Source organism: Coleofasciculus sp. FACHB-712 (assembly GCF_014695635.1).
Taxonomy (GTDB): domain Bacteria; phylum Cyanobacteriota; class Cyanobacteriia; order Cyanobacteriales; family FACHB-T130; genus FACHB-T130.
The window spans coordinates 1-23,210 of the sequence record NZ_JACJOQ010000055.1; the positions used below are offsets into that span (position 1 = coordinate 1).

A 23,210-nucleotide genomic window follows, 5' to 3' on the forward strand; every position below is an offset into this window, starting at 1 on the left:
GCTGCTGGGGTCTCAAGTGGCATGCAGATGCGGTTTGCCTCGTTGTAGTCAATTAAGATAATTTTGGGTGGCGGAGAATTTTTATTAATAAAAATTGTTCCTGGTAGACTACCAGGTTTATCGTAAAAGTCTTCAAACAAAGAATTATCATCGTCTTCGTCTTCATTATATTGTGTAACTACTTCCGCAGGCTGGGGGCGTCTTTGTGTCATACAGGTTTACCTTGTAGTTGAATATTTGTTTTAGAATTTTAACTATTTTAATCAGCAATATTTTCTTTTAATAAACTCAAGTTCTTCCTTTAGACCCGTAGTATGAAGCCATCCAACATATCCCCCAAAATTACAAACATCTTGATTATCAAAAACATAAACATGATGAACCTGAAGAGGGTTTATAAATACGCGGAGCGTACCACTACCATCTTTAAACTTTAAATATACTATAGCGACCTTAGAATTATTTTCTTGATCGTTAGTCATCCCTGGCACTTTGTATAAACGAGTAGTCACCTCTTGGAGCATACTGTCATTCAAGCTTGGGGCTTTCTTTTCTCCTAAAATATTATCTGCAATCAAACTCGCCGTTCTTTGGCACTGCCAGTACCAGGCATGACCATCAGCTGCCCCTAAAGCCATTGCTGCCTCAAGTTGACCAATACTACGTGCGGCTTTTTCCAGAGGGTTAGCATTCGTTGAAACATACTCATCTCGGAAAAACAGATTATCAACTGAGTTTATATTTAAGCTTGACCCCAGGGGGTAAGCGATAACATCAGAAGAATGAATCATGTTAATCCATCTAAGAGGAGCTTTTTCATAGTTATCTGCAAATTTTTTTACTGTCTCAGGACTGACTTGCAGCATCGTATTTAAAAATAATATAGGTGAGCCCATTGTAGTAAGACTTTTTAAAGTAACCTTTTTTACGTTACTAGATGAATTAAAACCATGAATCATTGCCCGAATGTCAGTGGCTGGATCTTGAGGACTAAATCTTTCTGAAAATAAAACGTCCCATAGGATAACGCTTCCTAAAGAGTGTGCAACAATATGGAGTTCAGTTTCTTCAGAATTGTTTTTAAGAAAATCATATAATTGTTGTGCGATAAGTTTTCTAATTGCTTCTCCACGTTCTGGATTAAAGTAAGTTAAAAAATCTCCGCCGAACTGAGAAAGAAATCCTTGCCTAAGTTCTTTATAACGAAATATATCGTCAATACTAGTTTGAGAATGTTCTTTTTTAAGCTTTTGTAAATCTTGATGAATAAAATTCCATATTTTGTCTACATCAGTTAATATATTGCCCCAAAAACTGGAGTATAAGTGGGGTAAAGATTCACCTCTTTGGTCGAACTCATTTTTAATGAGAAGTTTCAAATTATCTGCATATTGAACAGTCCGTGTGGCAACGCCATGAATAAAAAAAACTAGCATCGTTAAATTTAACCCTCTGACTGAGTGAAAATTTTCCAAAGAATTACCTCTATATAGGGTTCCCTAGAATTCACCCAAGCTAACAGTCTTTGTATCCAATGGCACAGTTTATCCAGAACGCTGATTAAACAGAAGTTTGAGGAATTATCCCGGTTAAGTAGGTTTGAACCCTATAATTTTTCAATACTGTAACACTCTTACAATGAGCGATCGCTACAAAAAAGCAGCTTGCCGTTTGAGACAAGCTGCTTTTCTTTCAGTCCACAAAGGTGGGCTTTGTTTTTTTAGCTTCAGGTTTCAACCTGTGGGCGCTGGGGACGCGAACAATGGACTACATCATGCCCATGCCGCCCATGCCACCCATGCCGCCCATGCCACCCATGCCGCCCATGCCGCCCATGCCGCCCATGCCGCCCATATCCGGGGCACCAGCCGCTTTCTTCTCAGGCTTCTCGACAACCAGGGCTTCAGTGGTCAACACCATCCCAGCAATCGAACCGGCATTTTGCAACGCCGAACGTACAACTTTCGCAGGGTCGATAATCCCAGCGGCGATCAGGTCTTCAAATGTGTCGGTAGCCGCGTTGTAACCGATATTCAAATCAGTCTCGCGCACCTTCTCGACAATGACAGAGCCTTCGACACCGGCATTATCTGCCATCTGACGCAGGGGAGCTTCTAGAGATCTGCCCACAATGTCAGCACCGACTTTTTCTTCGGCGTCCAGACTATTTTTAATGTCAGCAACTTTCTTGCTCAGGTAAATCAGCGTCGCGCCACCGCCAGGAACGATACCTTCTTCCACAGCAGCTTTGGTCGCGTTGAGGGCGTCTTCAATCCGCAGCTTGCGGTCTTTGAGTTCGGTTTCGGTCGCCGCACCCACTTTGATGACGGCGACACCACCGGCAAGCTTAGCAATTCGCTCTTGCAGCTTTTCTTTGTCGTAGTCAGAATCCGTTTCTTCTAGCTGCTTGCGAATTTGGGCAATCCGCTTTTGCACATCTGCCGTCTTGGCATCACCAGCGACGATGGTGGTGTTTTCTTTATCAATGGTGATTTTCTGAGCGGTTCCCAGCATCTCCAGGGAGACGGTATCTAGGCTCAAACCAACTTCTTCTGAGATTAGCTGACCGCCAGTGAGAACGGCGATATCTTGCAGCATCGCTTTGCGGCGTTCGCCAAATCCAGGCGCTTTGATGGCGGCTACATTCAGTACGCCCCGCGCTTTATTTACCACCAAAGTTGCCAAAGCTTCTCCTTCGATGTCTTCGGCAATAATCAGCAAAGCTTGACCGGAACGGGCAACTTTTTCCAAGACGGGAATCAAATCCTGGATAGAGTTGATTTTTTTATCCGTCATCAAAATCCGGACGTTTTCATATTCCACCACCATCCGTTCGGAATCGGTGATGAAGTAGGGAGAAATGTAGCCGCGATCCAGCTGCATCCCCTCGACGACATCCAGTTCCGTTGCCATCGATTTGGATTCTTCAACGGTGATCACGCCGTCTTTGGTGACTTTATCCATCGCTTCGGCAATCATTTTGCCGACTTCTTCATCGTTACCAGCGGAGACGGTTGCCACTTGCGCGATCGCGCTACCTTCCACTGGTTTCGCGATCGCTACAATTTCCTCCACTAAGAAGGCGATCGTTTTTTCGATTCCCCGCCGCAAACTCACTGGATTTGCCCCAGCCGCTACGTTCTTCAAGCCCTCACGAATCATCGCTTGAGCCAGAACCGTCGCTGTCGTCGTGCCATCACCCGCAATATCTTTCGTCTTGGATGCCACTTCCTGAATCAGTCGAGCGCCTGTATTTTCCAGGGGGTCTTCTAATTCAATTTCCTTGGCAACGGTGATACCATCGTTCACAATTTGGGGTGCGCCAAACTTCTTCTCTAGAAGGACATTCCGCCCTTTCGGCCCCAGCGTAATGCGAACGGCGTCTGCCAGGACGTTCACGCCCCGCTCTAGTGCCCGCCGCGATTCGTCATTAAATGCAACGATTTTTGCCATGTTTTAGGTTTTCAGAGCGCTTCCATTAGTCAATTTAGCACTCACTGGCACAGAGTGCTAATCCGAGAGGATGAGAGTCCTCACCTCGATTGATATGGGGGAGGCACATAATAAACAGCTAGAGCGATCGCACGCACTTTTGAGTTACTTTTTGTAACGAAATTGCCGAATTCTCGATAACTAGAGCGGATTGGATTGAATGCGTTTATCATCCACTTTTTGATGCTCTGTCCTTGACAAAGGAAATAATTTATGCGTTCACCAAAAAAAAGAGCGGTAGGGCTGCAACCTTGCTGCGATAGACTTCATCCCATTTGTTGTATCGTTCCTCCTCATATGCTGAAGGAGGTTCTCCAGAATGGCAACCCTGAGCAGCGGGCATGGGCTTTTCAAACCTTAACCGTGTCAGAACAGTTTCGCGGACGGCGCTTGACAGTGGGAAATATCTCGTTCGCAGCATCACCGGGAGAGAAGCGTCGTACCATCTTTGATGCTAAAAATGGCAACGATCTACCAGGCACCTTGGTGCGGAGTGAAGGCGATCCTCCCAGCGAAGATGCCGCGATCAACGAAGCCTACGACGGATCGGGTGCAACTTATGACTTGTACGAGCAGGTGTTCGAGCGGAATTCCATCGACAATCGAGGGCTGCGTTTGGACTCGACGGTTCATTTTGGCGTGAAGTATGACAACGCTTTTTGGAACGGCGACCAAATGGTCTACGGTGATGGGGATGGAGAGATTTTTGAACGCTTCACCAAGGCGATTGATGTGATTGGGCATGAGCTAACCCACGGCGTCACCCAATATGAAGCCAATCTAATCTATTACGGCGAATCCGGCGCACTGAATGAATCTTTTTCCGATGTCTTTGGTTCTCTGGTAAAACAGCGGGTTCTCAATCAGACCGCCGAGGAAGCTGACTGGATTATCGGGGAAGGTTTGTTTACCGCCAATGTTAAGGGCGTTGGGATTCGCTCAATGAAGGCACCGGGGACAGCATACGACGACCCAGTGCTAGGCAAAGACCCCCAGCCTGCGACTTATAAAGACCGCTACAAAGGGCTGGAAGATAACGGAGGCGTGCATATTAACTCAGGGATTGCCAACCGTGCCTTTTATTTAGCAGCAGTGGAAATTGGCGGCTACGCTTGGGAAAAGGCAGGGAAAATCTGGTATATCGCTTTACGCGATCGCCTGCGCTCTAGAGCGAATTTTAAACGGGCTGCGAATACTCTCATTACAGTCGCTGGAGAACTCTACGGCGAAGGCTCCAAGGAGCAGAATGCAGTCCGCAAAGGTTGGCAAGAAGTGGGAGTGATTTAAATTAAAAATGCGTGCATTAAAAATGGAAGAGGCAATTCTTCATTTTTAATTTCTGCGTGCAGCTGCCATCAGCCATTCCAGCAGCGGTCTTAAGTTTCCAGGTACGGCGGATTCACTCACTAAAACAGTATGTTGCTGAGTGTTTTCTTCCACCGTTAGCTTGTACTGAAAGCGGTCGGGTTGGGGAGTGTTGGAAGCGATCGCGGCAGGCAAATCAAAGAAATCAGCTGCGTCAATCAGGAGGCGCAGCTGATTTGCTTCATTTGCAGGCAGAGTCGTAGTGTCAAAAACTTTTGTCAGGCGCATCCCAGCAAAGCCGCCAGTCCGTTCAAAAGAAATTCGCATAGTTTCCCTCGCAGGGAGCAAGACTAACTCCATAGTAAGCAGTGATGGATGTTATTCTTTGTCGGCCTCTCTCTTTCCCACTCCGACCGCGAGGAGAGCGTCACTACGCTCACAGTCCTCTGCCGCTATGGTCGCTATGCCATCACCATACCGCCGTCCACATTGAGCGTTTGACCCGTGATATAGGCGGCAGCCGGATCGGCGGCTAGGAATCGAACTAAACCAGCAACCTCCTCTGGTTGACCGTAACGACCGAGGGGGATGAATTTTAAGATTTCCTCTGATTTGATATTGCTCGTCATATCGGTGGCGATAAATCCAGGGGCAACAGCATTGACTGTAATGCCGCGAGTGGCGAGTTCTTTGGCGACGGTTTTCGTAAACCCAATCACTCCCGCTTTGGCAGCACTGTAGTTTGCCTGACCGGGGTTGCCCATCTGACCGGCAACGGATGAAATATTAATAATGCGCCCGGAGCGTTGCTTCAGCATCACCTTACTGATAGCTCGCGTACACAAAAAGACGCCAGTGAGGTTAAGGTCAATCACGGCTTGCCAATCTTCCGGCTTCATCCGCAACAACAGGGTATCGCGGGTAATTCCAGCATTATTCACCAAGACATCAACGCGCTTCCACTTCTCCATCACGGTGTTCAGGAGGGCGTCTACTTGATCGGCTTTGGATACGTCTGCTTGGAGGGCGATCGCACTACCGCCTGCTGCGGTAATTTCACTCACGACTTCTTCGGCTGCTCCACTAGAACTCGCATAGTTAATCGCTACACTGGCTCCCTCAGATGCCAATTCTAAGGCGATCGCTCGACCAATTCCTCGTGAAGCGCCGGTAACGATGGCAACCTGTCCGCGTAATCTTTGCTGACTCTCTGGCAATGCTTCCATCAATAAATTCCTCTCGATCCGTTATGAACGCGGTTATTTAACTGCGCTAACGATCTTAGGTCGATTCGTACCTCGGACTGAACGAATCAATACGCCAAAAGATTACGATTGTCGTGAAAGAGCAGAAAACACTTTGATCGCATGGCAACTAAAAAGCAGTTCAACAATTTCCAAGAGTTACTGTCTGGGTCTGAAAAGCCAGTGTTGGTGGATTTTTACGCGACTTGGTGCGGTCCTTGTCAGATGATGGTCCCGATTCTGGAGCAGGTAAGCGCCCAGATGAACGAACGGTTACAGGTTGTAAAAATTGATACGGATAAATATCCAAACTTGGCGAGCCAATATCAAATTCACGCCCTACCAACGTTGGTTTTATTTAAAAATAGTCAGGTAGTTGAGCGCATTGAGGGTGTGCTGACAGCTCCACAACTCATCCAGCGCCTAGAAGCGTTGGTTTAAGGCTACATCGGCAGTATCTGGGTGTAACCAATAGCTCTCTTTGGTGAAAGCATCCGGAGCTGCTGACGAGCGCGGACGCAGATATTTACGGGAACTCATATCTTGCCGCCTTCTGAGTCAGCTGCCAAGCCAGCCCGGAACTTGACTTCCGGGCTAATCTCTCAACTTAGTGCGGATCTCGGAAAGCTGGGATAAGTGCTGCGAGGGGAGGCTGCATTTCACCACCGAGATGCCAAACCGAAATTCATTTCTGGAGAGTAATTGGTAATCTACAAAGCTAAAGAAAGCGAACCCTTAAATCATTTGCCAAGAGTCATTAGTTTGTTGCTAATGACTCTTGGCAAATGACTAAAGACCCATTACCACTTACGGATGTTTAGCCCATCAAAAGGAAATCGGATGAGCGATCGCTATCATACGGAAGGCTTTCTCAGCTTCAACACAAGTTGCCTAGTCTTGAGAAGTGCCTGGAGCAACGCTTGATTCTGGAGAACTATTGGGAGGAGCCACCACAACCCCTTTATCCCCACGTTGCTCGCGTTTTTTTCGATCTGCTTTTAGCATATCTTCCATAGCCAGCTGCATTTGAGCCATTTTCTCCAAATTGCTGCGATACAGCTCTAGGTCTTTGAGTAATTTATCTTCTGGCAGGTTTAAGGCATTACAGATTTGCTTGAGCGCCTCAATCCGCTGCTTTTCGTCTTTTACCAAATCGGAATCTGCTACTTCCAGCAGCGTAAATAAACCAATCGCAAACAAACGGCTGTACTTAAACGGAGAATTGTTAGCGATCGCCTGCACAGCAGCGTGCAAGTCATCAGCGCCGTGACTAGGAGCCGTTGGGTTTAACCAGGCAACGATATCCTTCCCACCCAGACGCATGGCTAATTCTTCCAGCCGCTGGGCATCCTGCTTGTACTGTTGCGGCTCGTTCTCGACTGCTCGACAGAGGGCTTCAAAAATCGGTTCTTTATCTCGTTCTGGTCGATAGCCTTGCATGAAGCGGTTAAAGGATGTCACCACGCCCAATGCATAAATGGGGTCGTAGCGAAAGTCCACATTGACCGAAAGCAAGTGCATTTCCACCATCAACTCTTCTACCACCCGCCGGTAGATGGAGTTAATGGGGCGGGTGTGTAGGGTATAGAAAGTTCTTTTGGTGTCTGATACAGTGCGGACGTTATTCACCGGAAAATTTTAAGTTTGAGGGCGATGTAAACTCATTGTCACAGCTTTTGGACACCTTTGCCAAGGCAATGTCTTGTAGAGACTCCCGGCGATACAATGCCGGGGATCGCAGAAATTATTCATTGGTAATTGGGAAAAGGGTCTTAGAAGTTAGAGATACGCCTTCCTTATCCTAAATTCCGATTGCTGATTACCCATTATCGATTAGCCATTCCCAATGACTTTTTCTCCTGAACTAACGCTCCTGGCTCAATATATAGCTGGAGAATTTGAGAATTCAGAACAAGCGACAAGAGAACCCGCTTGGTACGTAAACCTCCGCCTTTGGCTGCGACCCGTACCGCTGTTTGCAGAAGATAGCCTCACCCTGTTTGCAGAGCAAGCGAACATCCTGCAACTGGATCGTCCCTATCGTCCTCGGATTCTGCGCCTGCGCCACAGCGACACCTCTCAAGCCTCGCTGATGGTGCAATACTATATGCTGAAAGATCCCGATCGGGTCAGAGGTGCCGGTCAAAATCCAGCCTTGCTGAAGACGCTTACACCAGAACAGATGGAACTTCTCCCCGGCTGTACCCTCGCCGTCATTCAGCAACCCTTAGCTCAAAATACCTATAACTTTTCTACCGCACCCGCGACTGATGCCCCCTGCTGTTTTACCTATCAAGGAGAAACTTACCAGGTTTCTTTAGGGTTTGAGGCGCGGCATCAAGAATTTAGAAGCTATGACAAGGGAATTGACCCCCAAACAGGCAGAGCCATCTGGGGGGCACTGCTTGGCCCCTATATTTTCACTAAGCGCGAAGATTTTTCCGCTGAGCTAGCAATTTGAAATCTTTTGTCCTTAGTTAAGGACGATTGACTGCATAACTCATGAATAATTTAGCTGACCATGCTGCGAGGCACTCCTTCAAGAGCCTCTTCCTCGGTTTCAAAAATTTCAAACACCGAATCCATCATGGTGACTTCAAAAACGAGTTTTGCCTCTGGATGGACGTTACATATGCGGAAACTGCCTTTTACTTTGTCAGCATCTCGCATTCCTGCCACCAAGGATGTTAGACCAGAGCTGTCAATAAAATTAACTTGACCGAGATTCACAACTACGTGGCGACTGAGTTTGGAAATACATTCCTGCAACTTCAGACGAAACTGCCATGCGGTTGTAATATCCAGGCGTCCAGTGGGGGCTAAGACGATGACTGTCGTCCCGTCTTGAGTCGTATGTGTTCTCTGATCGATATGAATCACCAAGACCTCCTTGCTCCGGAAGCTCCGTCTATATTTAATATCTAGATAGGAGCCGCATTTTACTACGATTGCTCCCATGATTTGAGCTTTCAGTAGTCTAACTCTAACTTAGAGATTAGAGCTACCAAAAATTCAGCTCGCCTAATCTTAAAGCAAAGCTTGAAAAAAATTACATTAAATTCGGCTTCTAGCAGACTGGATTGGCGCGATCGCCCACTAAGATAGCACTCAGAATCATACAGGTAGAAGATTCCAGTGTTACTCACAACTCTGCTTCAATATCCGGAAAAAAGGGATCGCCTCCTCTTCTAGGGGAGAGGATGGTTCCAGGGGCATCCGGGGGGTTGAAGCAGTCGTTACAGTTCTCGTAGATTTCTAATACCGAATCCATCATGGTGATTTCCAGCACCACCTTGGCGGCTGGAAGCAGATTGCAAAGGCGGAAACTCCCGTTTACCTTGTCCGCATCTCGCATCCCTGCCACCAATGAGGTGAGACCAGAACTATCAATAAAATTCACTCTCCCAAGATTTACGACCACATGACGACTGAGTGTATAAAGACTCTCTTGTAATTTCACGCGAAATTGCAAAGCTGTGGTGATATCCAGCCGTCCTGTTGGTGTCAAAACGATAATCTTCGTGCCGTTTTGGGTCGTGTATGTTTTCTGGTCGATGTGAAGCACGGACACTCACCTCTAAAGATGGGCAAGTATATCAACCGGGTGCGATGAGAGCGGGATTTTTCCCGTAGTCTAACTCAGACCGGCGATTCCGAGGGAGGTGTCCAGTTTGCCCAATCTTGCGGCTTTAAGAAAGTTTCATAAAGCTCGGCTTCTGGGGTGTTCGGTTCGGGTTGATAGCCATATTCCCAGCGAACTAGAGGCGGTAAAGACATCAAAATTGACTCAGTGCGCCCGTTCGTCTGAAGACCAAAAATGGTGCCTCGGTCGTAGACGAGGTTAAATTCCACATAGCGACCGCGACGATATAGCTGGAAATTCCGCTGGCGATCGCTATATTCCATTTTTTGCCGCCGCTCGGCAATGGGAACGTAAGCCGGTAAAAATGTCTGACCGCAATGCTGCACAAAAGCGAACAAATCTTCCCAGTTGCGAGGCTCTGGCGTACCCACTTGGTTGCTGTAAACAGCTGCTGGTCCATCGGCGTGCGGGCCGCGATACAAGGCTCCCTGACCATCTTGATAGTCAAAGAAGAGTCCTCCAACGCCCCGCGTTTCTTGGCGGTGCTTCAGATAAAAATATTCATCGCACCAGAGTTTAAACGTGGGGTAATACTCTGGGTGGTGAGCATCACAGGCTTGCTTTAAAGTGCGGTGAAATTGAGCGACATCTTCTGCAAACGGGTAGTAAGGGGTTAAATCGATCCCGCCGCCAAACCACCAAACTGGCCCTGCCTCAAAGTAGCGATAATTGAGGTGAACTGTGGGGACGTAGGGATTGCGCGGATGCAAGACCATTGAGGTGCCAGTCGCATAAAAGCCGTGCCCAGCCGCCTCCGGGCGTTGCGCCAGAATCGACGGAGGTAACTGTTGACCCCAGACTTCAGAAAAATTAACGCCACCCTGTTCAAAAACTGCGCCCTCGCGGAGGACGCGGGAACGACCGCCGCCGCCTTCTTCTCGTTCCCAGGCATCTTGTTGAAATTTCCCAACTCCATCCAGTTGTTCCAAACCTTCGCAGATTTGGTCTTGCAGCTGCTGCATAAACTGGCTGACCCTAGCTTTCGAGTCATCTGGGGGCAAAACCTTAGCAGAAGTAGTTACGTCCGTCTGAAAAGCTGTCATAATCTCAAGTCAATATTGTTCACAAAAGCGATTGGGAAAGGAAAAAGGTATTGAATTGAATAAATCGGGATGGGAGTTCGCCTTAGTTCACCCAGGATACCGGCTTGTACGGGCGCGATCGCTTGTACCACGTCAGCTTGCTTTTCGGGGTGAGGGTGAGCCGCTTTGATCGGGTCAAAGCACTCAACTCTATGCGATCGCAGGGGAACTTACAGCCTATCTTAAATCGGGTCTGCTGAACCCAAGCAGCAAGTTGAATAAAGCGTCTACAGGCTATCGAAATATCCTACAGGGGGATGCTACCTAATGATCCCAGGGATTAAAGTAATAAGTTCCCTTGAAGACTTGGTGCGAGGAGGAGTGTTGTGATTCTCAATTTTTCCTTAAAGTTTATCGCTGGTCGAGAGGGTTTTTCCTTTAAGTTTTCCCTGGTTCGGACTTACCGCGCCGTTAGTTCTGCTTCGGTGGATGTCCTCTGGCAAAAATTAATCAATATTGGCGATGTATCCTGGCATCCTCTACTTGCCAGCACCAATGTCCCCAGCGGGTTGATTGCCAAACCGGGATTGATTTACAAGGTAGTCACGCGCTGGCTACCTATTCCCATCCGGGTTTTTGTTGAGCGTGTCCGTCCCTGTGAGTTACTCAGTGTGAGAATGCTGGCAATCCCAGGAGTTGAGAAACGGGTGACGTACCAGGTAGAATCGACGGTCTGCGGCACGTATGTATCTTATTCAGTGACGTTGCGCGGTTGGTTGTCACCTTTAATTTGGTGGATGATTGGGTCTTACTCAGCTCGTGTTGCCACTGAATTAGCCCAAGCTGCCGAACAGGTGGGTTTACAAGCTCAAGGCTAGAAACTAGAGAGGACTGAGGACTGAGGGCTGAGGACTGAGGGCTGAGAACGCTGAGAACTGAGAATACAGGTTTCAGGAGAGGGGGAGAGGCAAATAGAGGGAGTTATCAATTAGTAATTAGTAATTAACAATCTAAATTTAGACCCTGAACTGCATAGCGCGATCGCGTCAAACAAACCGTTAAGATACTTGAAGAGAGAGAACCCCGATCGTTTTGTCCCAGGTGCAATATCTGGGATAAGGAATGCAAGTAACCTAGTTATGCTCGATGCCAGCTCAGTTTTAGAAGTATTGCGACCCGTGCAAGATCCCGAACTCCGCAAGAGTTTGGTCGAGTTGAACATGATTCGCAATGTGCAAATTGACTCCGGAAAAGTCAGCTTCACTCTGGTGCTGACGACACCTGCCTGTCCACTACGCCAGTTCATCGTGGAAGAGTGCGAACAGGCACTCAAGAAAAATTTGCCAGAAGTGACAGATGTCGTGGTAGATGTCACCGCTGAGACACCCCAACAAAAGTCGCTTCCGGATCGCGCCGGAATTGCTGGTGTAAAGAATATCATCGCGATTTCTAGTGGCAAGGGCGGTGTGGGCAAAAGTACTGTAGCGGTGAATGTGGCAGTGGCTTTAGCACATTTAGGAGCTAAAGTCGGTCTGATTGATGCGGATATTTACGGGCCTAATGACCCGACAATGCTGGGATTGTCAGACGCCAAGATAAGCGTGCGGCAAGGTGCCAATGGTGAAGAGTTGGAACCGGCTTTTAACTACGGCGTCAAATTAGTTTCAATGGGGTTTTTGATTGACAAGGATCAGCCGGTGATCTGGCGGGGTCCGATGCTGAATGGAATTATTCGCCAGTTTCTCTACCAAGTACAGTGGGGGGAACTGGATTATTTGATTGTAGATATGCCCCCCGGCACTGGAGATGCCCAGTTAACGCTAGCGCAAGCGGTGCCAATGGCTGGGGTAGTCATTGTAACGACGCCGCAGACGGTGGCTTTGTTGGATTCGCGTAAGGGCTTGAAGATGTTCCAGCAGTTGGGAGTATCCGTGTTGGGAATGGTGGAAAATATGAGTTATTTTATTCCGCCGGATATGCCCGACAAGCAGTATGACATTTTTGGCTCTGGAGGCGGTGAAAAGATGGCGCAAGAACTCGGCGTACCGTTGCTGGGCTGCGTACCGCTAGAAATGCCCGTCCGAGAGGGGGGCGATGCAGGAGTGCCGATTGTGGTTGCCGATCCAGAGTCGGCTTCTGCGAAAGCGCTGATGGCGATCGCTCAAGCGATCGCTGGCAAAGTTTCTGTCGCTGCCTTAACTTAAGAAAAATTAAAAAGGTAAAGTAAAAAATTTGCCTTTTTAATTTTTAACTTTTAATTTTTAATTGTTTAGCAATGTTGCATAAGTCACTAACTGGTTTTCGCTGGCGATCGCTGCTTTCCCCTTGGCAAGAGGTAGATTGGCTGCTATTGGGACTGATTGTTGGACTCACCATTTTTGGAGGTGTGATGATCCGCAGTGCCGAACTTAACCAGGGATTGACCGACTGGTGGTGGCACTGGCTGGTGGGCCTCATTGGGCTGATATTGGCGATGTTTATCGCGCGATCGCGTTACGAGAACCTGCTCCAGTGGCACTGGATTCTTTATGGCATTACCAACTTGTCCCTGATCGCGGTGATGATTATTGGTACCAGCGCCAAAGGTGCCCAAAGATGGATTACTATCGGCGACTTTAACATTCAACCCTCTGAATTTGCCAAATTAGGGGTGATTATCACCCTGGCTGCTATTCTACATGCTCGACCCGCCTCCACGATTCCCGCTGTTTTGAGAGCTTTAGCGGTGACTGGGGTTCCCTGGATTTTAGTATTTTTGCAGCCGGACCTGGGAACCTCCTTGGTGTTTGGAGCGATCGTGCTGGGTATGCTCTACTGGGGGAATGCCAATCCCGGCTGGCTAATACTCCTAGCTTCTCCAGTGATTTCAGCTATCTTGTTTAACGTATTTATGCCCGGATGGTTCATCTGGACGGCAATCATGGGCATTATTGGTTGGCGCACCTTACCGTGGCCTTTGTCGGGTGCCATTGGAGCGATCGTCGTCAACTTGGTGGGAGGCGAGTTAGGGCAAATCTTCTGGGGAGTTTTGAAAGACTATCAAAAAGACAGATTGATTTTGTTCCTTAACCCGGATCTAGACCCCCTCGGCGGCGGATACCACCTGATCCAATCTCGTATTGCCATTGGCGCAGGCGAACTGTGGGGACGAGGGCTTCACAAGGGAACCCAAACCCAACTTAACTTTATTCCGGAACAGCACACTGACTTCATTTTCTCTGCCATTGGTGAAGAATTCGGACTTGCAGGCAGTTTCTTTCTACTATTTATCTTTTGGTTGATCTGCCTGCGCTTGGTGATTATTGCCCAAAATGCCAAAGACAACTTTGGATCTTTATTAGCAATTGGCGTCTTATCGATGATTGTGTTTCAGGTGGTCGTTAACCTAGGCATGACGATGGGACTTGCACCCGTAACCGGCATTCCCCTTCCCTGGGTTAGTTATGGTCGTTCGGCGATGTTGAAGAATTTTTTGGCGCTGGGGATTGTAGAGTCTGTAGCAAATTATCGACACCGATTGAAGTTTTAGCTTTTTGTCATTCGTTATAGGTCGCTGGTTTGACCTATGACGAATGACAGCTAACTGCTATTAAGCTAATAAATGAAAACTTAACCGAGAAAAAATCATGATTCTGCCTGGAGCGGTTGTTCAAGTAAAGAACACTAACGATATCTACTACGGCTATAAAGGGCTAGTCCAACGGGTTGGCGAGGGAAAGGCAGCAGTCCTATTTGAAGGGGGAAATTGGGATAAACTCGTCACCTTCCAACTATCAGAATTAGAACTTGCAGAGACAACAGCAGGTCGCAAAAAAGCAAAATAAGATTGGAAAAAAGTAATTGGTAATTAGTCATGCTTCAAAGTTCATGGTTTTTACCTAAAGAAACATGAACGACTAATTACCGATTACCCATTACCGATTATCCATTACCAAAAATATGCGACTTCCCCTGCCACAGTTTGCCACAGGCGATCGCCCCGCCAACCATATTGCTGAGGTGATTGAGACGGCAACGACTGAATTCCTGGCACAGTGTCTCGATCCAGAAGACTTGAGCTTTCCTGTCATGCCAGCCTTTGGCAGTTGGGTCAAAGCTACGGATGAAGAGTCGGGAAATCTCGTCTTTGCTGTTGTTTATCATGCGGCGACCAGTCCCATTGATTCCATTCACCGCGCAAGAGCCTTGGGGCTATCATTGCAGGAACTGCGAGAGCAGCAACCCCAAATATTTGCCATGCTGAAAACCGAGTTCCGCGCCGCTATTGTTGGTTTTGAAGCTACCCATCAAGGGGTCAATGGTTCTAAGCGCCTGGGTGGAACGATTTATCAGTACCTGCCGCCTCGTCCGCCGCAAATTCATCAAGCGGTTTACCAGTGCGAACCGGAGGAAATTGTTCACTTCAGCGAACAGATGGATTTCTTAAGAACCTTATTGCAGGTCATGGGTGCGCCGGTGGAGGCGCTGATTGCAGCAGCGATTCGAGAAATTTATCAACTACGCAAGGCTGACCGTGACTGGTTGGTGCAGGCAGGACGAACCCTCAGCGTCCTTCTCAAGGACGACTACGACCGCTTGAGGTACATTTTGAGCCAAATCCGTTTATAGGCAGCGGATGCCCTAGAAACTTAACGCCTAAAAATTAAAGGTGTCTTGTCCTCAAAATATCCGTCCTTCGCGCTTAGGGCGCAAAAACTTCTGTAACTCTACTTCCATTGGGGCATCCCGTAGATCCAAAATATATTCATCTACTGTACCCAGCACCCCTATTTCTTTAGGGTAGGGCGCAAAAAACGGTTTTTCTGTAGGATGTCTCCAGTGATACCACCATGTTTTCAAAAGTCAGCATCGCTGACTTTTGCAAGCATCGCTTCAAACTCATCTCCAAGCCGCTGTTTATGGAACCGATTTTGCATGTGTTCCGAGAGGAACCAATTGTTCCCTTCGCTCTTTTGCTAGTAGTCATCTTGACCGTGCCCATCCTTTTTGAGCGGCTGCGACTGCCAGGACTGGTTGGTTTGCTGGTAGCGGGAGTGGTTCTTGGGCCTAATGGGTTGCAGCTGCTTCAGAAAGAATCAGAGACGATGAAGCTGCTATCAGATATCGGGTTAGTTTACCTGATGTTTGTGGCAGGGCTAGAAGTTGACATTGAACAGTTCCGCAAAACGAAGCATCGCTCTGCCGGTTTTGGCACGTTTACCTTTTTAGTGCCCCTAATTATGGGAACAATCGTGGGGCGTGTATTCAACTTTGACTGGAACGCTTCAATTTTGATTGGCTCTCTGTTTGCCTCCCATACTCTCTTGGCTTACCCGATTGTGAGCCGTCTCGGCGTTGTAGGGAACGAAGCCGTCACGGTGACAATTGGAGCGACCATCTTCACTGATGTTGGCGCTCTACTGGTATTGGCTGTTTGTGTGGGAATTCATGGGGGTGACTTCACGGTTGTGAAGCTACTCACCCTTTTTGGTTCTTTGATTGTCTACTCTGCCGTCATTTTGTTTGGCTTTGACTGGGTGGGTCGAGAGTTTTTCCGGCGCACTGGGCAAGAAGAAGGCAATCAATTTTTATTTGTACTCTTGGCACTATTTCTCGCATCGTTGGGTGCCCAGCTAATCGGTGTGGAAAAAATTGTCGGAGCTTTCCTTGCCGGTCTGGCGGTGAATGATGTTGTGGGGGAAGGGCAAGTAAAAGAAAAGGTGGTTTTTGTCGGAAGCGTCCTGTTTATCCCCATTTTCTTTGTGGATATGGGGCTACTGATTGATATCCCAGCATTTATTAAAACGCTCAGTTCTATCTGGCTGACGCTAGCGATTGTAGTGGGTTTGATTGGTAGTAAGTTTTTAGCGGCTCTGTTGGCTAAATTTGTCTACCGCTACAACTGGCGCGAGATGCTCGTGATGTGGTCGCTGTCGCTGCCCCAGGTTGCGGCAACGCTGGCTGCTACTCTCGTCGGCTACCGGGTTGGACTACTAACGGAAGAGGTTTTAAACAGCGTTATTGTCTTAATGCTGGTGACGGCAACGCTAGGACCGTTGATTACCAGTCAGTTCGCACCCGGATTAACCGTAACGGAAGCTGAGCCACTGGAGAGCGATAAAACTCGACTGGATGGGGAAAAGGCATCGGCAAGCCATCCTTTTACAGTAGTTGTACCCGTCTACAATCCGCAAACTGAGAAGTATTTGATGGAAATGGCAGCGCTATTGGCGCGGCATGAAGCTGGACGAATTGTGCCTTTAGCGATTACGACAACCAATGCTCAGATGGACGCACCGCAAATGGAAGCTGCGTTCCAACGCAGTGAGATGCTACTTGAGCGAGCCACGGAACTCGCTGGGGAACTGGGTGTGAAAACCGAGCCGTTGCTGCGCCTAGATGACGACATTGCTCGCGGAATTAGCCGCGCTAGCCGCGAACAAAAAGCGAGTTTAATTGTGATGGGCTGGGGCAAACGGACGGGCTTCAGGGCGCGTTTGTTTGGCAATGTGATTGATAGCGTGCTGTGGGCGTCCCATTGTCCAGTTGTGGTGACACGCCTCTTGGATTCACCTATGAATTTTCACCGCATTTTGGTGCCGGTGGAAAACTTGACGGGGCAAGGGACGCAACCGTTACGGTTTGCGAAAATTCTAGCCGATTCCAATCAAGCTCAGGTAACGTTGTTACACGTCTGCAATGCTAGAACTTCGGCAGCTAAGGTAGCGTGGACGCGATCGCAACTGTCTCTTTTAGCCTCGAAGTGGGCACCGGAGACGAACTTTGAGATTGAAGTGATTAAGCATGAGAATGTGGCGCAAGCGATTCTCAATACGGCTCGTTCGTTTGATTTGATTGTATTGCGATCGCTACGATACCGCACTGCGGGCGGTCTGGAAGTTAGCGATATCACGACCCAACTGGTTCAACATCTCGCTTGCTCTGTGGTGCTGTTAGGGGAGCCGCAACGAACTACCACCGGCGTGCTTCTCCCCAAGCCGTCGCCAAGGGTTGCCAACGATAATGTCTTAACGTGAGTAATTCGTTTCTTACCTCTGCCCCACCCTTTCCTTGTAAGGGGTGGGGTTTGGGGTTTAGGGTTCTTATCCCAGAAGTATTGCCAAAAGTTGCAAACGTCCCCTGATGCGACGTTCCCTCTAGTTACTACCTCTTTTTTTTAGGTCTGCTTCTAAGGCTTCTAGTTGCTTCTTCTTCTGTTCGAGTTCTTGTTCTAAAGTTTGAATTTGTTCGCGACGCGCTTCCATTTCCAAATTTTTGCGAGCTAATTCCTGACTTTGTAAAGTAAGGTCTTGCCGCCAGTGTTCAGCACGTTCGGCTTCCTGCTGCAAAAAAGCGGGAGTAATGCTACTTGTCAGGTACTGCTGCACTAAATCCAAAACCCAGTTTTTGGCTTCGTGAATACTTAGAATCTGCTGATTCTCGCCAAGGTCTGCCAGAACCAACAAACCTTCGCTTAAGGATGGAATCTCAGCGGCGGGAACGACAGATGCCTTCTCCACCACTGCCCAGATATTGTCAGAGGTTTGCTCAGCTAGGATTCGCAATTCCAGACTGCCCGATGATTCATTTTTTTGCACTTCGGCAAAATATCGCATTGGTATTTTGTCTTTAAATTAATAAAACTGGGCACCCTAACTTTACGGGCGTATTCTACTTTAAACAACCCTTTTCTTCTTCCCTCCCAAGAAGGAGTGTGTAACCCAGAGTGGGATTCGTAGGGGCGCGATATCTTTGCCCCTACGCGATCGCTTCTACAGTCTCTTCTACAGTTGCGCGAGTCGTTCGCGCAGCATTTCTGCCTGTGTCTCGGCTTCGGCAAGGGCATCCCGCGCTCCCTTGACGACATCAGCGGGTGCTTTATCAACAAATTTGGCATTGCTCAAACGTCCCGAAAGGGCTTTTGCTTCTGCTTCAACTTTGTTCAAATTTTTCTCTAACTTGGCACGCAGAGCATCCACATCGACGACACCAGCCAGGGGAATCGACACTTGCACCGTACCCACGACACCAGCGATCGCTTGTGGCGTATCCGCTTGTACGGTACTTGCCGGTTCTGGGAGAGGGACGGTGGATGGAGGATTCGTAGCACTAACTTGTTTGGCTTCTGAGACACGGGTTCCGAGAATTTGTTTTGCCACTGTTGCCACCGCAATTACACCAGTGCCCACTAAAAAGAGCAAGGGCAGCAACAGTAAAAATGGCAAGAAAATTGGGCTAATTTTAAAGTTGCCTTTTTCGTTGGCAGATACCGCCTGATTGGGTGTTTCGGCAGATGAAGGCGGTTGTTGTGTTTCGGCTGTCCCTGGGATGGTTAATTCTTCCACCTTCGCCAAGTCTTGAATATAAGACTTGCCAGCCAAGAGGATATGCCGTTCGCGATCGCTTTCAGTTTGCAAGATTGCTGACACCTTCACCCCAGGCTTAATATCTGCTTCTGCCCGTAAGTTGCGAATCGTCCGAATTGTGCCAATCAGCAGCTCAAATTGTTGCTCTAAATCCGGGTTAATGAGTGCTGGATCGGATTTGGGATAAGATTGCAACGCTAAGCTTTTGCCTTCATTCGCTTGAGTCAGCGTATGCCAAATTTCCTCGGTAATGTGCGGCATGAAAGGATGGAGTAATTTTAGAATTCCTTCCAGCACATAAGCGAGAGTTTGCTGAGCAACCAACCGCGAGGAAGCGGGGGCGTCTGGGCGCAGGCGAGGTTTGACCAGTTCAATGTACCAGTCGCAGAAATCGCCCCAAAAGAATTCATACAGTCCCTTAGCGGCTTCACCAAGACCATAGTTGTTGATGTAGTCGCCGGTTTGCTGCACTACTTGATGGTAGCGGGAGAGAATCCAGCGATCGCATAGTTCTAAATCTCCTCCGTTATCCGGGACGGTTGGGGTGGGGTTCCCCAATTGTTGCGGTGTCTTGCCATCCAGATTCATCATCACAAACCGGGCAGCATTCCACAATTTGTTCGTGAAATTGCGGCTAGCTTCAACCGAAGCCGATTCATCGGTCTTGCGGTTGTACTCCATCCGGATATCTTGACCCGCCCCAGCCACTTCTTTAATTAAGGTGTAGCGCAGGGCATCGGTGCCGTATTTGTCAATCAGCAATAGCGGATCGATGCCATTGTTGGCAGATTTAGACATTTTCTTGCCGTTCTCATCCAGCACTAAGCCGTGGATGTAAACGTCCTGGAAAGGCATTTTTCCCGTAAAATGCCCCGCCATCATCGTCATTCTGGCAACCCAGAAGAAGATGATGTCAAAGCCTGTCACGAGGGTTGTGGTGGGGTAATAGGTTGTTAAATCTGGCGTCTGTTCGGGCCAACCCAGCGTCGAAAAAGGCCACAAACCAGAAGAGAACCAGGTATCGAGAACATCTGGATCTTGTTCTAACTTGACATTTTCTCCAAATTGTGCAAATGCCTTCTCCCGTGCCTCTGCCTCGGTACGGGCGACAACAAACGGCGTTTCGTCGGTAATTGCGTCGCCTGTTTCACTCACCGCATACCAAGCTGGGATTTGATGTCCCCACCACAGTTGGCGAGAAATACACCAATCTTTTAGTTTTACTAGCCAGTCGCGATAAACCTTCGTCCAGCGTTCTGGGACAAACTCCGGTGAATTCCGATCGTCCAGAAACCCTAGCGCCCGGTCAGCGAGAGGGCGAATTTTGACAAACCACTGAGTTGAGAGGAGGGGTTCGACCGGGACTTTCCCGCGATCGCTATAAGGAACCTTATGCTTATACTCCTCTACTTTCACCAGAACGCTGTCTGCTTCCAGTCGCTGCACCACATTTTTCCGGGCAACAAAGCGGTCTTGCCCCTGAAATTCTCCGGCATTTTCGTTTAAAGAGCCGTCCTTATTCATGATGTTGATAAACGGCAAAGAGTGACGCTGACCCATTTCAAAGTCATTGGGGTCATGGGCGGGTGTCACCTTCACGCAACCCGTCCCGAAAGCCGGATCGACCAATTCATCGCCAATAATCGGAATTTCTCGCCCCATAATTGGCAGCGTCAGCATCTTCCCAATCAAATGCTTGTAGCGGTCATCGTTGGGATTCACCGCCACCGCTGTATCGCCCAGCATGGTTTCGGGGCGAGTTGTGGCTACTTCAACATAGCCGTTGCCATCGGTGAGGGGATAGCGGAAGTGCCACAGATGCCCGTTGACTTCTTGATTATCCACCTCCAAGTCAGACACGGCAGATTGACTCGCGGGACACCAGTTCACCAGGTAATTGCCGCGATAAATCAGTCCTTCCTCATACATTTGGATAAAAGCTTCCAACACTGCTTTGGATAAGCCTTCATCCATCGTGAAGCGTTCCCGCGTCCAATCTACCGAGACGCCCAAACGCCGCAGCTGATTCACAATGGTTCCCTCAGATTCGGTTTTCCACTGCCAAGCCCGTTCTAAAAACTTCTCGCGTCCCACCTCATGGCGAGTTTTTCCTTCTGCCTTCAGTTGTTTTTCCAGTACGGCGTTCACCGCGATACTGGCGTGGTCGGTTCCCGGTACCCACAGCGTGTTGCGTCCTTTCATCCGGTGGTAGCGTACGAGGGTGTCAATCAGGGAACTCTCGAAGGCGTGTCCCATGTGCAAGCTACCCGTGACGTTAGGCGGCGGAATCACGATGCAGTAAGGAACGCCTGGATGATTGGGGTCGGCTTTGAAGACTTGGTTTTCTTCCCAGAACTTCTGCCACTTGGTTTCTGTCGTAGTGGGGTCGTATTGGCTGGCGAGGGCGGGGATTGTTGCGGTCATGCTGGGAAGAATAAATGAAGACGGCTTTACATAAATTTTGCCATACGGTAGGGAAGGGTATATGAGAACGAACCGCCAAGACACCAAGGACGCCAAGAGAAGAGAGCCAAGTGAGGAGGTGGATAAACTTGCGTATGCTGTGATAGGTGCGGCGATGGAGGTGCATCGAGTGCTGGGGCCGGGATTTTTGGAGTCTGTGTATCAGGAGGCGTTAGAGGTAGAGTTTCGGTTGCGGGGAATATTTTCTAAACCTCAGAAAACGCTAGCTGTGACCTATAAAGGTCATCAAGTGGGTGAAGGCAGATTAGATTTTCTGGTTGGTGATGTCCTAATTGTTGAATTGAAAGCTGTTCAAAACCTAGATCCTATTCACCAAGCCCAAGTCCTCTCCTACCTTAAAATGACCAACTATCCCCTTGCCCTGCTCATCAACTTTAACGTCTCCCTCCTCAAAGACGGCATCCGCCGCATCGTTCTCTCTTCCTAACTCTCTCTGCGTCCTCTGCGTCCTTGGCGGTTCGTTAATCCCATGCCCCTTCAAAAAGCAGATGCAATCATTGGCTGTATACTTGGAACTGCTGTAGGTGACGCCATCGGACTCCCTTACGAAGGCTTATCTAAACAACGACAACATCGCCTTTATCCTCAAATAAACAGGCACCATTTCTTCTTTGGTAAAGGCATGGTCTCCGATGATACGGAACACACCTGCATGGTTGCCCAAGCTTTAATCGTTGCGGGTGGGGATGTCCAGATATTTGCGAAACAACTGGCTTGGAAATTGCGCTTCTGGTTACTGGGTCTGCCAGCAGGTATCGGATATGCTACCTTAAAAGCGATTTTGAGGCTATGGCTGGGATTTTCCCCCAATCGCGCTGGTGTTTTCTCTGCTGGAAATGGCCCCGCGATGAGAAGCGCCATTATTGGCGTCTGTTATGGGGATGACATCCAAAAATTACGCGAGTTCGTCAGAATATCCACCCACATCACCCATACCGATCCAAAAGCGGAATATGGGGCTTTGGCAGTAGCGATCGCATCCTATCTATCTAGCCACCAATCCTCTGTTTCTCCCCAAAATTACTATTGCACTCTTGAAAATATCCTAGGCACAGAGGCTGGTGAATTCTTGCAGCTAATTAAAAAAACTTGTGACTGTGCAGATGCCCAAGAAAGTACAGAATCCTTTGCCGCCCACATGGGGCTAAGCACAGGCGTCACTGGCTATATTTATCACACAGTGCCAGTGGTGATTTATGTCTGGTTGAGATATCAGCAAGATTATCGAACCGCCATCCTAGAAATTATTCGTTGCGGCGGGGACACAGACACCACAGCAGCAATTTTAGGCGGAATTATCGGGGCATCTGTAGGCAAAATCGGCATTCCCTCCGTGTGGCTTGATGGTCTCTGGGAAATGCCGAGAAATATTACTTGGATGGAAAGATTGGGAAGCAGATTAACTGAGGTTTCTGAGCGAGCTGTAGGGCAACGACCCTTGTTTCTGCCTTTTTCTGGTCTTTTCCTGAGGAATCTGTTCTTCATGCTTGTGGTGATCTTGCATGGATTCCGTAGGTTATTACCACCCTATTGAGTAGCGATTCACTTATTCCCCTAGTTTCAGCAAACCATGACGGACACCATAAAATAGCCGATTGAGCATGGTTTGTTCTTCTTCATCCAGCCAATCTTTAGTGAGCAGGACAGTTTGCAGCTGGTACTGGTTCACAGGAGT

General features: G+C 48.4%; 21 protein-coding genes and 1 pseudogene. 11 read left to right on the forward strand and 11 right to left on the reverse strand.

The genetic code is table 11. The annotated features are described in order from the left end of the window. From H6F50_RS26675 to groL, 3 genes and pseudogenes are all read right to left on the reverse strand, one after another. Positions 1 to 212 (reverse strand): annotated as a pseudogene (locus tag H6F50_RS26675) (magnesium and cobalt transport protein CorA); the annotation flags it as partial. Positions 213 to 263: 51 nt separating this feature from the next. Continuing rightward, a complete protein-coding gene (locus H6F50_RS01125) occupies positions 264 to 1,475 on the reverse strand; it encodes a hypothetical protein (protein WP_242028853.1) in 1,212 nt (403 codons plus the stop codon). A gap of 292 nt (positions 1,476 to 1,767) precedes the next feature. Beyond that, positions 1,768 to 3,453 carry a chaperonin GroEL gene (gene groL, locus H6F50_RS01130; RefSeq protein ID WP_190411706.1) on the reverse strand — a complete coding sequence of 562 codons (1,686 nt, stop codon included), beginning with the start codon at positions 3,451 to 3,453 and terminating at the stop codon, positions 1,768 to 1,770. A gap of 252 nt (positions 3,454 to 3,705) precedes the next feature. Here groL and H6F50_RS01135 point away from each other — a divergent pair, with 252 nt between their 5' ends. Further along, positions 3,706 to 4,779: a M4 family metallopeptidase gene (locus H6F50_RS01135; protein WP_199291920.1), complete on the forward strand. Its 1,074-nt coding sequence runs from the start codon at positions 3,706 to 3,708 to the stop codon at positions 4,777 to 4,779. A gap of 45 nt (positions 4,780 to 4,824) precedes the next feature. Here H6F50_RS01135 and H6F50_RS01140 read toward each other — a convergent pair whose 3' ends face one another. Then, positions 4,825 to 5,124, reverse strand: coding sequence for a protealysin inhibitor emfourin (locus H6F50_RS01140; protein ID WP_190411705.1), 300 nt, complete (start codon positions 5,122 to 5,124; stop codon positions 4,825 to 4,827). 134 nt (positions 5,125 to 5,258) lie between these two features. Next, positions 5,259 to 6,023, reverse strand: coding sequence for a 3-oxoacyl-[acyl-carrier-protein] reductase (fabG, locus tag H6F50_RS01145; protein ID WP_190411704.1), 765 nt, complete (start codon positions 6,021 to 6,023; stop codon positions 5,259 to 5,261). 141 nt (positions 6,024 to 6,164) lie between these two features. Here fabG and trxA point away from each other — a divergent pair, with 141 nt between their 5' ends. Continuing rightward, complete coding sequence (gene trxA, locus H6F50_RS01150) at positions 6,165 to 6,482, forward strand: thioredoxin (RefSeq protein WP_190411703.1); 318 nt, start codon at positions 6,165 to 6,167, stop codon at positions 6,480 to 6,482. A 450-nt stretch (positions 6,483 to 6,932) separates the two neighbouring features. Here the strand turns inward: trxA and psb29 are convergent, their stop codons facing one another. Further along, positions 6,933 to 7,670: a photosystem II biogenesis protein Psp29 gene (gene psb29 / locus H6F50_RS01155; protein ID WP_190425383.1), complete on the reverse strand. Its 738-nt coding sequence runs from the start codon at positions 7,668 to 7,670 to the stop codon at positions 6,933 to 6,935. Between the two features lie 217 nt (positions 7,671 to 7,887). Here psb29 and H6F50_RS01160 point away from each other — a divergent pair, with 217 nt between their 5' ends. Beyond that, on the forward strand, positions 7,888 to 8,502 hold the full coding sequence (locus H6F50_RS01160; protein ID WP_190425386.1) for a chromophore lyase CpcT/CpeT: 615 nt from the start codon (positions 7,888 to 7,890) through the stop codon (positions 8,500 to 8,502). Between the two features lie 50 nt (positions 8,503 to 8,552). Here the strand turns inward: H6F50_RS01160 and H6F50_RS01165 are convergent, their stop codons facing one another. From H6F50_RS01165 to hemF, 3 genes are all read right to left on the reverse strand, one after another. Continuing rightward, positions 8,553 to 8,921 carry an STAS domain-containing protein gene (locus H6F50_RS01165; RefSeq protein WP_190411700.1) on the reverse strand — a complete coding sequence of 123 codons (369 nt, stop codon included), beginning with the start codon at positions 8,919 to 8,921 and terminating at the stop codon, positions 8,553 to 8,555. Positions 8,922 to 9,183: 262 nt separating this feature from the next. After that, positions 9,184 to 9,606 carry an anti-sigma factor antagonist gene (locus tag H6F50_RS01170; RefSeq protein ID WP_190425388.1) on the reverse strand — a complete coding sequence of 141 codons (423 nt, stop codon included), beginning with the start codon at positions 9,604 to 9,606 and terminating at the stop codon, positions 9,184 to 9,186. A gap of 74 nt (positions 9,607 to 9,680) precedes the next feature. After that, positions 9,681 to 10,727 (reverse strand): oxygen-dependent coproporphyrinogen oxidase, encoded by a 1,047-nt coding sequence (gene hemF / locus H6F50_RS01175; RefSeq protein WP_190425390.1) that lies wholly within the window; start codon positions 10,725 to 10,727, stop codon positions 9,681 to 9,683. 365 nt (positions 10,728 to 11,092) lie between these two features. Here hemF and H6F50_RS01180 point away from each other — a divergent pair, with 365 nt between their 5' ends. The 6 genes from H6F50_RS01180 (at position 11,093) to H6F50_RS01205 (ending at position 17,722) form a co-directional block, all read left to right on the forward strand. Then, positions 11,093 to 11,584 carry an SRPBCC family protein gene (locus tag H6F50_RS01180; protein ID WP_190411696.1) on the forward strand — a complete coding sequence of 164 codons (492 nt, stop codon included), beginning with the start codon at positions 11,093 to 11,095 and terminating at the stop codon, positions 11,582 to 11,584. A 261-nt stretch (positions 11,585 to 11,845) separates the two neighbouring features. After that, positions 11,846 to 12,910, forward strand: a complete 1,065-nt coding sequence (locus H6F50_RS01185) for an Mrp/NBP35 family ATP-binding protein (RefSeq protein WP_190425392.1) — start codon at positions 11,846 to 11,848, stop codon at positions 12,908 to 12,910. A gap of 71 nt (positions 12,911 to 12,981) precedes the next feature. After that, the gene (rodA, locus tag H6F50_RS01190) at positions 12,982 to 14,235 is read left to right on the forward strand and encodes a rod shape-determining protein RodA (RefSeq protein WP_190425394.1); all 1,254 of its coding nucleotides are present in this window, start codon (positions 12,982 to 12,984) and stop codon (positions 14,233 to 14,235) included. Positions 14,236 to 14,332: 97 nt separating this feature from the next. Continuing rightward, a complete protein-coding gene (locus tag H6F50_RS01195; RefSeq protein ID WP_190411693.1) occupies positions 14,333 to 14,530 on the forward strand; it encodes an NAD(P)H dehydrogenase subunit NdhS in 198 nt (65 codons plus the stop codon). Between the two features lie 115 nt (positions 14,531 to 14,645). Beyond that, on the forward strand, positions 14,646 to 15,314 hold the full coding sequence (locus tag H6F50_RS01200) for an HAS-barrel domain-containing protein (RefSeq protein WP_190411692.1): 669 nt from the start codon (positions 14,646 to 14,648) through the stop codon (positions 15,312 to 15,314). Between the two features lie 290 nt (positions 15,315 to 15,604). Then, positions 15,605 to 17,722, forward strand: a complete 2,118-nt coding sequence (locus H6F50_RS01205) for a cation:proton antiporter (protein ID WP_190425425.1) — start codon at positions 15,605 to 15,607, stop codon at positions 17,720 to 17,722. A gap of 120 nt (positions 17,723 to 17,842) precedes the next feature. Here the strand turns inward: H6F50_RS01205 and H6F50_RS01210 are convergent, their stop codons facing one another. Together H6F50_RS01210 and H6F50_RS01215 are read right to left on the reverse strand one after the other, a co-directional pair. Beyond that, positions 17,843 to 18,301 (reverse strand): hypothetical protein, encoded by a 459-nt coding sequence (locus tag H6F50_RS01210; RefSeq protein ID WP_190425398.1) that lies wholly within the window; start codon positions 18,299 to 18,301, stop codon positions 17,843 to 17,845. A gap of 168 nt (positions 18,302 to 18,469) precedes the next feature. Further along, on the reverse strand, positions 18,470 to 21,475 hold the full coding sequence (locus H6F50_RS01215) for a valine--tRNA ligase (RefSeq protein ID WP_190425410.1): 3,006 nt from the start codon (positions 21,473 to 21,475) through the stop codon (positions 18,470 to 18,472). Positions 21,476 to 21,536: 61 nt separating this feature from the next. Here H6F50_RS01215 and H6F50_RS01220 point away from each other — a divergent pair, with 61 nt between their 5' ends. Then, complete coding sequence (locus tag H6F50_RS01220) at positions 21,537 to 21,962, forward strand: GxxExxY protein (RefSeq protein ID WP_190425413.1); 426 nt, start codon at positions 21,537 to 21,539, stop codon at positions 21,960 to 21,962. A 42-nt stretch (positions 21,963 to 22,004) separates the two neighbouring features. Further along, entirely contained in the window at positions 22,005 to 23,069 is a 1,065-nt protein-coding gene (locus H6F50_RS01225; RefSeq protein WP_190425416.1) for an ADP-ribosylglycohydrolase family protein, read from the forward strand. Positions 23,070 to 23,210 lie beyond the last annotated feature (141 nt).